Origin of the sequence: uncultured Neptuniibacter sp. (assembly GCF_947498015.1) — a bacterium.
In the GTDB taxonomy this organism is placed as follows: Bacteria; Pseudomonadota; Gammaproteobacteria; order Pseudomonadales; family Balneatricaceae; genus Neptuniibacter.
Map to the genome: position 1 here is coordinate 50723 of NZ_CANMIR010000005.1, position 13103 is coordinate 63825.

13 protein-coding genes are annotated in these 13103 nt (G+C 48.1%); 11 read left to right on the forward strand and 2 right to left on the reverse strand.

Annotation, left to right across the window (positions count from 1 at the left end; translation table 11 throughout):
- Window positions 1-81 precede the first annotated feature (81 nt).
- The 8 genes from Q0882_RS07885 to Q0882_RS07920 all read left to right on the forward strand — a co-directional run bounded on the left by Q0882_RS07885 (window position 82) and on the right by Q0882_RS07920 (window position 8144).
- Window positions 82-1038, forward strand: a complete 957-nt coding sequence (locus Q0882_RS07885; RefSeq protein ID WP_299179865.1) for an ATP/GTP-binding protein — start codon at window positions 82-84, stop codon at window positions 1036-1038.
- Complete coding sequence (locus Q0882_RS07890; protein WP_299179868.1) at window positions 1035-1385, forward strand: hypothetical protein; 351 nt, start codon at window positions 1035-1037, stop codon at window positions 1383-1385. Before Q0882_RS07885 ends, Q0882_RS07890 begins: the two co-directional genes overlap by 4 nt.
- 98 nt (window positions 1386-1483) lie before the next feature.
- Entirely contained in the window at window positions 1484-2440 is a 957-nt protein-coding gene (locus Q0882_RS07895; protein ID WP_299179871.1) for an ATP/GTP-binding protein, read from the forward strand.
- Window positions 2424-2747, forward strand: coding sequence for a hypothetical protein (locus Q0882_RS07900; RefSeq protein WP_299179874.1), 324 nt, complete (start codon window positions 2424-2426; stop codon window positions 2745-2747). The genes Q0882_RS07895 and Q0882_RS07900 overlap by 17 nt, the downstream gene beginning before the upstream one ends.
- Before the next feature lie 178 nt (window positions 2748-2925).
- Complete coding sequence (gene clpB, locus Q0882_RS07905; protein WP_299179877.1) at window positions 2926-5505, forward strand: ATP-dependent chaperone ClpB; 2580 nt, start codon at window positions 2926-2928, stop codon at window positions 5503-5505.
- A 156-nt stretch (window positions 5506-5661) separates the two neighbouring features.
- A complete protein-coding gene (locus Q0882_RS07910) occupies window positions 5662-6435 on the forward strand; it encodes a hypothetical protein (RefSeq protein WP_299179880.1) in 774 nt (257 codons plus the stop codon).
- Between the two features lie 158 nt (window positions 6436-6593).
- Window positions 6594-7274 carry a hypothetical protein gene (locus tag Q0882_RS07915; protein WP_299179883.1) on the forward strand — a complete coding sequence of 227 codons (681 nt, stop codon included), beginning with the start codon at window positions 6594-6596 and terminating at the stop codon, window positions 7272-7274.
- 87 nt (window positions 7275-7361) lie between these two features.
- Window positions 7362-8144, forward strand: a complete 783-nt coding sequence (locus tag Q0882_RS07920) for a response regulator (protein ID WP_299179886.1) — start codon at window positions 7362-7364, stop codon at window positions 8142-8144.
- 41 nt (window positions 8145-8185) lie between these two features.
- On the opposite strand, the gene Q0882_RS07925 is transcribed toward Q0882_RS07920, so the two are convergent.
- Window positions 8186-8452 (reverse strand): hypothetical protein, encoded by a 267-nt coding sequence (locus tag Q0882_RS07925; protein ID WP_299179889.1) that lies wholly within the window; start codon window positions 8450-8452, stop codon window positions 8186-8188.
- 461 nt (window positions 8453-8913) lie between these two features.
- Between Q0882_RS07925 and Q0882_RS07930 the strand changes: the two genes are divergently transcribed.
- The 3 genes from Q0882_RS07930 (at window position 8914) to Q0882_RS07940 (ending at window position 11826) form a co-directional block, all read left to right on the forward strand.
- Window positions 8914-10635: an acetolactate synthase 3 large subunit gene (locus Q0882_RS07930; RefSeq protein ID WP_299179892.1), complete on the forward strand. Its 1722-nt coding sequence runs from the start codon at window positions 8914-8916 to the stop codon at window positions 10633-10635.
- A gap of 2 nt (window positions 10636-10637) precedes the next feature.
- Entirely contained in the window at window positions 10638-11132 is a 495-nt protein-coding gene (ilvN, locus tag Q0882_RS07935) for an acetolactate synthase small subunit (protein WP_299179895.1), read from the forward strand.
- Window positions 11133-11208: 76 nt separating this feature from the next.
- On the forward strand, window positions 11209-11826 hold the full coding sequence (locus Q0882_RS07940; RefSeq protein ID WP_299179898.1) for a flavin reductase family protein: 618 nt from the start codon (window positions 11209-11211) through the stop codon (window positions 11824-11826).
- Between the two features lie 72 nt (window positions 11827-11898).
- On the opposite strand, the gene Q0882_RS07945 is transcribed toward Q0882_RS07940, so the two are convergent.
- Window positions 11899-13062 carry a cytochrome c peroxidase gene (locus Q0882_RS07945; RefSeq protein ID WP_299179900.1) on the reverse strand — a complete coding sequence of 388 codons (1164 nt, stop codon included), beginning with the start codon at window positions 13060-13062 and terminating at the stop codon, window positions 11899-11901.
- Between the last annotated feature and the right edge of the window lie 41 nt (window positions 13063-13103).

Here is a 13103-nt window from a genome sequence, read left to right on the forward strand (position 1 = left end):
TGCGGCTTCAGGAAGCGTTGCTTTCTCAAGGAATAGATAGTCCATTGCCTTACAGACGTAAGATGCAATGAGGGATTTAGAATGTCAGATTATAAAGTTCTTTTCACAGGGTCTGTGTGCTCAGGTAAAACCACAGCGATCAAATCGTTGAGTGATATCGAAACAGTCGATACTGATGCCAGCGTGAGTGACTCAGCAATACGGCGTAAGCAAAAAACGACCATTGCGATGGATTACGGTGTTTTGGACCTCTCCGAAACTGCTCGGTTGCATCTCTACGGTACCCCCGGGCAGGAGCGCTTTAAATTCATGTGGCAGCTCATGATGAGCGATCTGGTCCATGATGCTGAGGGGCTGGTGCTGCTGGTCGATAACACCCGAAATGATCCCTTCAAAGATATCCGCTTCTATGTTGAAGAGTTCAGAGACTTTATTGTTCGTCGCCGATTGATCATAGCGGTGACTCATTCTGATGAGCAAGCCGATCCTGATTATGATTTCTATATGAATGAACTCAAATCGATGGGTTTGTTTACCACCGTTTTATTTATTGATGCGCGTGACCCCTCCTCTGTATTAAATGTAGTTAAAGAGCTGGTAGGGCTACGAGAGCGGGACATAGATTGGAAAACCCTCGAGGAGCGCTTGGCGGTTAACAGCACCATGCCGAATGCAAATGAGGACGAAGATGATGATAGCCCAATCGAGAAAGTATCTCTGCTGGATGCAGCGATGAATACTCGTGGTATTACCGGGGCAATGCACCTTGGGCCTGATCGCAAGGTGATCAGTTCAAACGTGGAGAACAATCAAAACAAGGAGTTGTTAAAGTCTATGGTTAATCTGGTTGCTGCTTTAGAAAACAAAGCTGCCTTTATGGGGCATATAGATGATCTGGTGTTGTGTGGTCCTCAGCAGGAAACCTTATCGGTCTTCGTGGAAAAGGAACAGGCACTGGGTTTATGTTCCGATAAAGAGCTCAGCATCACCGTCGTTAAACAACAGGCATCAGACCTTCTGCAGTGGAGCCGTCAATGATTGAGCTGCTCGATAAAGTAGATAAGCCCAATGTGATAGAGAATAGTTGCTTGCTACAGGGTAAAGAGGTGTTGGCTTCATCGTTTACCCCAGATAAAAAAAATCATGAAACCATCGCCAAGCAAGCATTCAATTATGTGTTCCTGAATGTTGCCAGAATGAACGCGAAGCATAACGAAGCGCATCTGGAAATTGGTGATAAGCGCCTGAGTGGTTTTATATTAAAGCCTGAACTTGTCTTGGTGTGTATGTCCGATAAAGCGTGCAATATAGCATTGGTTCGGGATCATGTTGCTGAAGTTAAGAAGCTCTTTCTGCAGGAGCAGGTGAACAGGATGTTGGCCTGATCAGGCGGCGACAACGAAAGCTGTGAGGCAAGTAAATTGATGAGTAGCGATAAATTTATTGGCGAGATGATAACTGATGTTCGAACAGGGAAGTGCATATGAAGGATCATAAAATCCTGTTTACCGGAGCGGTCTGTGCTGGCAAGACAACCGCGATTCGGTCGCTAAGTGATATTGAAACACTGGATACAGATGCCAAAGCCAGTGATGTTACGGTCAGACGTAAAAAAAACACAACTATCGCCATGGATTACGGTGTCTTGGAGTTGGCGCAAGACTCTCGCGTGCATCTATATGGCACGCCAGGCCAGGAGCGTTTCAGTTTTATGTGGGAGATGCTGGCCAATCAGTTTGCCCATGATGCTATCGGCCTGGTTCTGCTGGTGGACAATACGAGGAAGGATCCTTTCCGAGATGTCCGCTTCTATGTGAAAGAGTTCGGTGAATATATTCGTAAACGCCGCTTGATCATCGCTGTTACACACTCAGATATTGAACCCAACCCTGGCTATAACGACTATCTGGCGTGTATACGTGAGTTGGGGCTGATGGCTACAGTGATGTTTGTCGACGTACGCAACCCAAAAACGGTGCTGAGTATTGTTGAGGAGCTGATTTCAGCGGTTGAGCTAGAGATCAATTGGGCTGAGGTGGGTGAACGCATACTGGACCATAATGGTTTTTCGCTCGATTTCTATAAACCGATCTATGAAGAAACACTGCTGGATGCAGCCATGAACAAACGTGGCATTCTGGGAGCGATGCACCTGGGGGCAGAGCAAGAGGTACTCAGCTCAAATATTGATGAACAACAAAGCGTTGCCCTTCTGAAAAGCATGCACAAACTGTCCTCTGCGATTGCACAGAAATCTGAATTGGTAGGCGAGGTGAGTAATATTGTTGTTGGGGGACCAGCAGTGAGGACTTTATCGATGTTTTCTGACGATGATCAGGCGCTCTGTTTATGTTCGGAGCGCGATGTCTCATTGCCTGTTTTGAAGCAACAAGCCAGCGATCTTTTGCAGTGGAGTCGAGAAAATGACTATTTGGCATGAGATGGCAGAGCAGCGGTTGCTGCAGTATGGATGCGTTCTTGATAACGGAGAGGTCAAGCACTCCTCATTTCCCAGCGAGTACCGCAAACACCTAGCCGTTGCCCGGCAATCCCTGATCTATATTTTTAAGAATGTAGGTAAGCATGTGGATGGCTATGATGAGGCTCATATGGAGGTGGGTGATACACATTTTAGTGGCTATCTGATCGATGAAAACCGGATACTGGTCTGTCTGTGTGCAGCTGAGACTAATCAGCATGATGTCAGGGCGTTCATTGAGAGCAATAAACAGCGTTTCTCTTCATAGGGCTGTTTTATTGGTTCTGTAGGTTTGATTTATATAAGAAATTGCTAATTTTATGCCCGCAGCACTTGAAGCGGGCAGTTTTTACCCCCATACCTCTGTTGTAACGCGAAATCATCAAACCCCGCAGTCGGCCAAGCAGGCAATTCAGGCGGGTAAGTGAACGCTTTGTGGAGGTTATATGCGCCCAGATAAATTTACATCCAAACTTCAGGAAGCGCTGGCTGATGCACAGTCGTTGGCGGTAGGCCTGGATCATAACTACATCGAACCCATTCATCTCTTAAGTGCACTACTGGATCAGCAGCAAGGCTCATCTATCCAGCTATTATCACAGGCAGGAGCGGATAGTGCTCGTTTAAAGGCTGCGGTCGAGAGATCACTGCAGCAACTTCCGCGAGTTCAGGAGCCTGATGGTGAGATCAGACTGTCGCAGGATGTCGCACGAATTTTCAACAAAACCGATAAGATCGCCCAAAAAAGGGGAGATCAGTTTATAGCCAGTGAGTTGATTCTGCTGGCTATGGTCGATGACAAATCAGATGCGGGTAAGGCGCTGCGAGAAGCTGGAATTAACGCACAGCGGCTGGAAGCGGTCATCAATCAGGTCCGAGGAGGTGAGTCAGTGCAGGATCCGAATGCAGAAGGTAATCGTCAGGCTTTGGCTAAATATTGTATCGACCTGACCGAGCGGGCGGAGTCTGGAAAGCTTGATCCGGTCATCGGTCGGGATGATGAAATTCGTCGCACCATTCAGGTATTGCAGCGTCGTACGAAGAATAATCCTGTTCTGATCGGTGAACCTGGAGTGGGTAAAACCGCGATTGTGGAAGGGTTGGCTCAACGTATCGTGAACGGTGAAGTACCGGAAGGGATCAAGAATAAAACGGTTCTCTCCCTGGATATGGGGGCTTTAATTGCCGGTGCAAAATTTCGGGGTGAATTTGAAGAGCGGCTGAAGGCTGTTTTGAATGAACTTTCGAAGCAGGAAGGACAGATTATCCTGTTTATTGATGAGCTTCATACCATGGTTGGCGCGGGTAAAGGCGAAGGGGCCATGGATGCAGGGAATATGCTGAAACCAGCGCTGGCACGCGGTGAGCTTCACTGTGTTGGTGCAACTACGCTGGATGAGTACCGACAGTATGTTGAGAAGGATGCTGCGCTTGAGCGTCGTTTTCAAAAAGTTATCGTTGATGAGCCGGATGAGGAGTCCACGATCGCAATTTTGCGAGGCCTGAAAGAGCGATATGAGGTGCATCATGGTGTGGATATTACCGATTCTGCCATCATCGCCGCAGCCAAACTTTCACAGCGCTATATCACGGATCGGCAGCTACCGGATAAAGCGATCGATCTTATAGACGAGGCCGCATCCAGAATCCGTATGGAGATGGATTCCAAACCGGAAGATATGGATCGCCTGGAACGTCGTTTGATTCAGTTCAAAATGGAGCGTGAGGCACTGAAGAAAGAGAAAGATTCAGCAGCGCAGCAGCGATTACAAGAGCTGGAAGAAACGATCAGCCGTGTCGAGAAGGAGTTCTCTGATCTGGATGAGGTCTGGAAAGCGGAGAAGTTATCGCTTCAGGGTTCCCAAAAGATTAAGGAGGAGCTGGATCAGGCGCGTATAGAGCTTGAAAAGCATACCCGAGCAGGCGATCTTCAAGAGATGTCCAAGCTGCAGTATGGACTGATTCCTGAGTTGGAAAAACAGTTGCAGGCAGCCTCAGAGGCAGAAGAGAGCGGAGCACAGGAAACCAAACTACTGCGTAATAAGGTTTCTGAAGAGGAGGTTGCAGAGGTGGTCTCCCGCTGGACTGGCATCCCGGTTAGCAAAATGCTGGAAGGGGAGCGTGACAAGCTCTTGCGTATGGAGGAGGCTCTGCATGAAAGGGTGGTAGGCCAGGAGGAGGCTGTTACCGCCGTATCTAATGCGGTACGTCGTTCCCGTGCCGGCCTTGCCGATCCGAATCGCCCCAACGGCTCATTCCTGTTTCTGGGGCCGACAGGGGTGGGTAAAACGGAGTTGTGTAAAGCGCTTGCCAGCTTCCTGTTCGATACAGAAGAAGCGATGGTCCGGATCGATATGTCTGAGTTTATGGAGAAGCACTCTGTGGCTCGACTGATTGGTGCTCCTCCGGGATATGTTGGTTATGAAGAGGGGGGCTACCTGACAGAAGCTGTCAGACGTAAACCGTACTCTGTGCTGCTTTTGGACGAAGTGGAAAAAGCCCATCCGGATGTGTTTAACATTCTGTTGCAGGTGCTGGAGGATGGGCGCCTCACTGATGGTCAGGGGCGCACGGTTGATTTCCGCAATACTATTGTGGTGATGACCTCTAATCTGGGCTCGGATCTGATTCAGAATTTCAGCGATGATGATGACTACCAGTTGATGCATGCGGCCGTGATGGATGCCGTTGGAAACCATTTCCGACCAGAGGTGATCAACCGTATTGATGAGGTTGTGGTCTTCCACAGTCTGAAAAAAGGGCAGGTTGCCGGCATTGCAGGCATTCAGTTGCAACGGCTACAGAGCCGTCTGGCTGAGCGGGATCTTGAGCTGACACTCACCTCTACTGCGATGGATAAGCTGGTGGATGTAGGGTTTGAGCCAGTGTATGGGGCCCGTCCACTTAAACGTGCAATCCAGCAGTGGATCGAGAATCCCTTAGCGCAGGAGATTTTATCTGGACGATATACAGCCGGAGATGAGATCGCCGTTGATGTGGAGCAGGGTGAGTTTACCTTCCGTTAAGAGTTGATTTCAGACAAACCTGGAAGGCTGTTGGCATCCGCTAACAGCCTTTTTCTTTTGAGAGTACGAGTAATTAAAACGGCTGTTTGAGTTTTGGTGGGTGAATGTTATTCTGTTGATTACTGAAGGGGCGTTCAGATTTGAGGCAGGTGGTTATTGGGTAATAAACCGGGGTTAGTTGCACTGTGTTTTGTGGTTCTGTCGCTATGTGGATTACAAGCTCAGGCTAAATTGACTGCATCGCCAGCGGCTGAGCAAAGCTTGCTGAAAAACGAACGGTCTTTCTCCGCTTTCAACGGAGTGGAGGTCCGTCCTCTAACCCTTAACCTCTCTGCGAATGGACGCTTTAGTCCCTATACGGATTACCTGATCCCCTTACTGACGACATTGTCTGAGCAATCGCTCTATCGTATCAAGAACGGCCGGAACCTGTTGAGAAGCTACCACTATAAGGGACGGATCTATTCACCGGATAAGCAGAAAACAGTGCTTTCAATGCAGGATTCCCGCTCCTCTCGCTGGGGGTACGTGATTACAAGCATTGGGCGTCAGGGTGTTGCTAATGCTTTTATGTTGGAGCGTGAGAACGGTGAGCGCCAATATGCATTAGTCATTAAGCAGATGAAAATCTGCCTTGTCAGCCAGGCTCGATCTGCACCCGTCTGGCGTTCAGGTCAGTGGTCATTTTCTCAGCAACCTGGTTATTTTGAATGCTCAGGTTCAACTCGTAGTAGCTTCTTTAGGGTCTCTTCTGGATTTCCGCAGAAATTAGGCCCCTACTACAGTGATACAGACACGCTGCTGGTATTTGACCGCTCAGATCAGCTGAAAAGTATGGCGAGAGCGCTTAAGGAGCAGTTTCCCCAACTAAGTTTTCCAAAAGTGTTGAATCTCCCAACCGCTGTACAGCGGTATGTCCAGCTAAATTAGCTCATCTTTTCTTCGTTAAATGTCGCTCCATCTTCTTTTTTGCTATCAATCTGCTCTGTAGGAAAGAGTGGAATAAGTTTCTCCAGAAAATTCGACTTACTAATAACAGGGTAAATCGGGTAAGCTTCTGTTAAATGAGAAAAAAATGAGGGATTAGAATGCGCATTTGGCTGCTGATATTTGTCACGCTGTTAGCGGGTTGTGCGGGGCAGGCTCCTGTTGTGAAACCGGAAGCACCTAAGCTGGTCGATCGTGTCGAACCGATCGCTATCTCCCTGCCTCAACAGTATCGCTTCTCCGCATATCCCGATTATCTGAGCCCTCTCTTGGAAAACCTGACACAGGAGTCGGTTTATACTCTGATCAACCCTCGGTTGCTGAACGGGCAGTATCAATTTTCCCATGAAGTGACTTCTACTGACCCGCGAAAAACGGTCTATGCCTATCGCAATGATGGAGGTCAGTGGGGATATGTGACGACTGGGATTGGACGTAACCCGGTTGCTAACGCTTTTATCGTTGAGAAGCCGGCTCTGGGGTTGGCTTACGCATTGGTGTTAAAACAGTTGAAGGTCTGTTTTGTCACCCAGGCTAATGGCGTGCCGCAATGGTCCGGTGCTAAATGGCGTTTCCCATCCCAGCCCGGTTATTTTGAATGTACCGGTATGACCAATAAAAATATTTTCCGTTTAGGTACCGGAATGCCTTTAGCGCTTGGGGTTTATTACGGTGAAAAGGATACGGTGTTTCTCTTTCGAACCCAGGGGCAGCTACAGCAGGTCTTATGGGCGTTAAAACGTCAATTTCCTACAATCGTGATTCCAGTAATAGACCGATAAGCTAGATCTTGCTAGCGTATTAGTGATAGATCTATGACGTATTGAATAGATGACAGTGGAACCAAACAGAAGTACCTGAGGACCCTCATGAGCCAGATTAAAGTCCTGATTGTTGATGATGCGCGTTTTATTCGTGACCATGTTTCTCGTATTGTAAAAGAACATTTCCCTGAATATCAGATTGATTCCGCTGAAGATGGAGAAGCGGGCCGGGCTCAAATGAGCAAGGAGGAATATGATCTCGTACTCTGCGATTGGGAGATGCCCGGGCTTTCTGGATTGGAGTTGCTGCAGTGGGCAAGGCAGCAGTCACATTACGTAGATATCCCGTTTGTTATGGTGACCAGCCGTGGAGAGCGTGATTACGTATTGCAGGCGATTCAGGCAGGTGTGAATGACTATATGGGTAAACCTTTTGAAGACCAGCAACTGGTTGATAAGGTTAAAAAGTATATCGGTAAACGCATCGAAACGAGCGCCGATTCTCGCCGTAAAGCGGCACAGATGCTAGCTGCGGGTAAAACTGCGGCGGCGAAGAAAAATACAAAGAAACCTAAAGGTCTGGCGCAACTGCGTGTCTCGGCGGGGATGTTACGTTGTGCGATCAAAGAGATAACGTTGCAGGCTGTTTCGGTCGTAGTTAAGCGGGAAGATGGGATTCCTCATCTTCTTGAACAGGTGGTTGTGGATATAGAACAGGCATCGGGCGGGAGTGTTGCTCAGATGAATGGCTTTATCAGTGGGTTGCAGGTAAATGAGAAGAGCCTTCAATCCACCTTTGTCACTGTGGATGTCCAGTTTGTGGATAACGACCCCTCTAAGTTAGAGGTGTTGACCGGTTTCATCGCCGGGCTTAGTAAAAAAGGATAGATTTAAGGCTGCATTTGCAGCCTTTTTTATGCCTGGCACTCTTAGTAGAGTGCCTGCTCATCTTTGATCACTTCGAGCAGAACCTGAAGGAAAAGGCGATCTGCTTCACTGTGCTCAATCGGGATCTTAATATTGGTGGTCGCCGATAACTTATCCGCGATGACTGTCTCTGCATGTTCATCATTCAGGTGTTCACGTGCTATCTCAAGCGCTTTCTCACAAATATCCGGTTCAACCAGAACCTTGCGGATGAATGACATCAGCTCGTTAATGACACGCTCTTTGTTTTTAATCTCAGCGATACTCATAGGGATCTCCTGTAAAGGTATATTCAGAGCCAGTTTTGGGTTGGTTGCTGGCTCTAACCTGAGTTATGTATGACAAAACTATAACCCGATCCTCTGAATGAGAATAGGTTTTGTAGCAGATCCCTGACAATGCCGCAGGTGCAATATGTTTTTGTTGAAAAAATAAACGTCTCTTGCGACAATTACCGCCTCGAATTTTGAGGCCTTGAGTGTGTAGGTAACCCCGAAACTCAGGGAGACAGCTTTCTGAGGGCCGTTTCTCAAAGGTCTGTCGGTTGGGCGATCCCCAGCTCCGGCACACACCCGAACGTGAACCTGCAGCTCTACCCCTGGAATGGTTCAGAGTGAGACCGCTAGAGATTCAACAAATTTTGTCTGGTACAGGCACGTTCAACGTTACAGAAACAAAAACTGTTAATTTCGTCAGTGATGAGCACTGACGTCGTTAGAGGGTGATAAAAGTGGAATTACTTTCAGGCGCAGAGATGGTTGTTCGCGCGCTTCGTGATGAAGGCGTTAAATATATCTACGGCTATCCTGGTGGAGCACTCCTCCACATCTACGATGCGATCTTTACGCAGGATGAAGTCGAACACATTCTGGTCCGCCACGAACAGGCTGCCACACATATGGCAGACGCGTATGCGCGAGCTACCGGTAAAGCGGGTGTAGCGCTGGTAACTTCAGGTCCTGGTGCAACCAATGCCGTAACAGGTATTGCGACTGCATATATGGATTCAATCCCGATGGTTGTTATTACAGGTCAGGTTATGTCACACCTGATCGGTGAAGATGCCTTTCAGGAAACCGATATGATCGGTGTCTCTCGTCCTATCGTTAAGCACAGTTTCAGTGTTCAACGTCCGGAAGAGATTCCAGAGATCATCAAAAAAGCGTTCCACATCGCTGAAAGCGGTCGTCCGGGTCCGGTTGTCGTCGATATTCCTAAAGATATGACTACGCCGACCGAACGCTATGAATATGAATACCCTAAGAGCGTTAAAATGCGCTCCTATAATCCGATCATGAAAGGTCACACCGGACAGATCAAAAAAGCTGTGGATATGTTGCTGGCCGCTAAACGGCCGGTTATCTATGCCGGTGGTGGTGTCATCATGGGTGATGCCAGCGAGCAGTTGACTGCCTTGGCACGTGAACTGGGTTATCCGGTAACGAATACCCTAATGGGTCTGGGCGGATATCCGGGCACAGATAAACAGTTTATCGGTATGTTGGGGATGCATGGTAGCTATGAAGCTAATATGGCGATGCATCACAGTGATCTGATTCTGGCGGTCGGCGCACGTTTTGATGATCGCGTGACCAATGGTACTGACAAGTTCTGCCCAACAGCCAAAATCGTACATGTTGATATCGATCCGGCTTCGATCTCCAAGACGATTAAAGCAGATGTGCCGATCGTAGGTCCGGCTCAAGCTGTTTTGAAAGAGATGCTGGATCAGCTTCATGCTGCAAAGAAAGCTCCTTGTGCGGATAGCTTAAAAGCGTGGTGGGAGCAGATTGAAGAGTGGCGTGGTCGTCATGGTGGTCGTTTTAAAACTGACGACTCTGAGCTTATGAAGCCTCAGCAGGTTATCGAGATGCTGAGCAAGGTCACCAACGGTGATGCTTATGTGTGCTCCGATGTTGGCCAGCACCAGATGTTCGCTGCACAGTATTACAAATTCAACAAACCCAACCGTTGGATCAATTCAGGCGGTCTGGGCACAATGGGATTTGGTCTGCCAGCTGCGATGGGTGTAAAACTTAACTTCCCTGAAGAGGAAGTGGTTTGTGTTACCGGTGAAGGCAGTATTCAGATGAATATTCAGGAACTGTCGACGATCAGCCAGTACGATATTCCAGTGAAGGTTATCTGTTTGAATAACCAGTCTCTGGGTATGGTACGCCAGTGGCAGGACATGAACTATGAGTCTCGCCATTCTCAGTCTTACATGAAGTCTCTACCTGACTTTATGAAGCTGGTTGAATCTTACGGTCATGTGGGTATCAAAGTTGAACGCTATGAAGATCTGGAAGGCGCAATGCGCGAAGCATTTGCACTGAAAGATCGCATGGTATTCATGGATATCGCGGTTGATCCGTTTGAGCACGTTTATCCGATGCAGGTACCTCGTGGCTCTATGCGTGACATGTGGCTGAGTAAAACGGAGAGAACATAATCATGCGTCATATAATTTCGGTATTGATGGAAAATGAGCCTGGTGCTCTGTCCCGTGTTGTTGGCCTGTTCTCTCAGCGTAACTTCAACATTGAATCTCTCACCGTTGCGCCGACTGAAGATGAGACACTCTCTCGTCTGACAGTGACTACGGTGGGTGATGATCGTGTCGTTGAGCAGATCACTAAGCAGCTGAATAAGTTGATTGACGTGGTAAAAGTGGTTGACCTGACTGAGGGTGATCATCTTGAGCGTGAGTTGATGATGATCAAGATGAAGGCAAACAATGGTACGGTGCGTGCTGAGATTAAGCGTACTGCGGATATATTCCGTGGCACCATCATCGATGTAACGCCCAACACCTTTACCGTTCAGTTGGTGGGCTCAAGCAGTAAGCTGGATGCATTCATTGAGGCGTTAGGCACTTCGAATATTATGGAAGTGGTTCGCTCAGGTGTATCGGGTATTGCCCGGGGTGAGAAAGTTCTGACTCTGTAAGTCGAACTCTCCCTGTGAGATCATAAGCCGCGCACTGGAAACAGTGGGCGGCTTTTTTGTGTCTGAGGAGATAGATGTGATTTTAGAAATGTCCGAAATGAGTAAGCTTCAGGCTTACCACACTTTGACACAGGTTGTGGTACCCCGTCCCGTAGCCTGGGTTTTATCTGAGAACGGTACCGGTGATTACAACCTGGCACCTTTCTCCTTTTTCTCTGTGGTATGCAGTGACCCTCCCGTCATTATGATCTCTGTGGGTGCAGCAAAACCGGATGGGAGTGAAAAAGATACCTATCGGAATATTATCGGGCAGGAAAAGTTTGTTATTCATATTGCAGGGTCTGATCTGGCGAACGAAGTCACCCAAAGTTCTGCGTCACTTCCTCACGGCCAATCTGAAATTGCGCATTGTGGCCTTGAACTTGTTGAGGTTGAGGGCTTTGCTCTGCCGCGGGTAAAGGGGCCGAAAATAGCTTTGGCCTGCTCCCTATATCAGCATCAGGAAGTAGGTAACAGTAACCAGCACCTGATCTTTGGTGAGATCGAAAAGGTATGGGTCGATGAGTCAGCGGTCACTGAAGATGAGAAAGGCCGTATGAAGATCGATGCAGCGAGTGTTGATCCCCTCGGAAGGCTGGGCGGAACTGAGTATCAAACCTTTGGCGAGGTTATTTCGATCCCTCGGCCGGCTTAATCTCGTTGTTGGCAGCTAGCCAGAGAGCAGATCTGGAGCAAAAGGCATCACGCCTTTTGCTCAACTCGTTCACTATTGATCCAGCAGGTGTTCATAGCGCTTGTCTGTTAAGGTTTTCATAAAGGCTACCAGAGCATCGATTTTTTGCTCTTTCAGAGCAGGGCCCGTTTCCAGCTCTTTCAACGAAATATTTTCTTCAACTTCAGGTTTCCCCCAAGGTCCCCCTGTTTCAGGGTTGATCTGACGCTGATCACTGCGGCTGTTGTATTTGTCGTAGAACAGAACAACTGTTCTCAACTCTTTGAAGACACCATTGTGCATATAGGGGCCGGTGACCGCGATATTCCTTAAGGTTGGTACCTTAAATTTACCGGCGTGCTCAGGAGTAGTCACTTGAGGATGGTTCAACAATCCCAGATCTTTTTTCGATATATCGACCCCATTTTTTTTGCGGCCGGCAATATTGGTTGGGATGCCTATGTTGTGGTACTCGTAGTTCGTAAATGTCTCTTGGGCGTGACGTTGTGATCTGTTTAGCTGGTGGCATAGATGACAGTTGGTAAACTGTTGCGAGAAGAATAGGGTACGGCCCAGCTCCTCCTGTTTTGTCATCGTGTATTCACCACGAAGATAGCGATCATATTTTGAATCAAAAGGGGCAAATAACTCGGTGCGTTCAAAATGAGCAATACTATCAGCCATCGCGGCATATGCTTTAGCACTATCAGAGAAGATGGATTCACCGTAAAGCGCTTTAAATGAACGGATATAGAGAGGGTTTTCTCTCAAGCGATCAACGGCAGCGTGCTTAGAGGGTAGTCCCATCTCTACCGGATTCAGTGGTGGCCCACCTGCCTGTCCTGTCAGGTCTGATGCGCGACCGTCATGAAACTGTCCGCCCACATATTCACCCTCACCGTTGAGATGAAACTCTGGACTGAACATGGCGTACGTGGCTGTAGGGGTATTTCGGTCACCGAGAGATTGACCATCATCTCCTAATGAGAAGGCACCTTCGACACCATTATCGCGTGGATCTACAAAGCCATGAGTGGGGGAGTGGCAGGTGGCGCAGGCTTGAGTTCGATTCACTGAGAGGTTTGTGTCGAAGTAAAGTTGTTGGCCCAGTTGCGCTTTGCTTAATGTTGTCAGAGATGTGTGATTTTCATTTTTTGTGCAGGCACCGAGAAGCACAGAGGTGAGAACAAAACTAAGTTTGATAGATTTTGAAATCATTTTCGTTCGCCTATGAGAATTTAGCGCATAAGTTAATGAGA

Coding starts and splice junctions, on each gene's coding strand:
- Q0882_RS07925 (WP_299179889.1), bottom strand. CDS start 8,452: ATGAGTATCGCTGAGATTAAAAACAAAGAGCGTGTCATTAACGAGCTG.
- Q0882_RS07920 (WP_299179886.1), top strand. CDS start 7,362: ATGAGCCAGATTAAAGTCCTGATTGTTGATGATGCGCGTTTTATTCGT.
- Q0882_RS07890 (WP_299179868.1), top strand. CDS start 1,035: ATGATTGAGCTGCTCGATAAAGTAGATAAGCCCAATGTGATAGAGAAT.
- Q0882_RS07885 (WP_299179865.1), top strand. CDS start 82: ATGTCAGATTATAAAGTTCTTTTCACAGGGTCTGTGTGCTCAGGTAAA.
- Q0882_RS07900 (WP_299179874.1), top strand. CDS start 2,424: ATGACTATTTGGCATGAGATGGCAGAGCAGCGGTTGCTGCAGTATGGA.
- Q0882_RS07945 (WP_299179900.1), bottom strand. CDS start 13,062: ATGATTTCAAAATCTATCAAACTTAGTTTTGTTCTCACCTCTGTGCTT.
- Q0882_RS07915 (WP_299179883.1), top strand. CDS start 6,594: ATGCGCATTTGGCTGCTGATATTTGTCACGCTGTTAGCGGGTTGTGCG.
- ilvN (WP_299179895.1), top strand. CDS start 10,638: ATGCGTCATATAATTTCGGTATTGATGGAAAATGAGCCTGGTGCTCTG.
- Q0882_RS07895 (WP_299179871.1), top strand. CDS start 1,484: ATGAAGGATCATAAAATCCTGTTTACCGGAGCGGTCTGTGCTGGCAAG.
- clpB (WP_299179877.1), top strand. CDS start 2,926: ATGCGCCCAGATAAATTTACATCCAAACTTCAGGAAGCGCTGGCTGAT.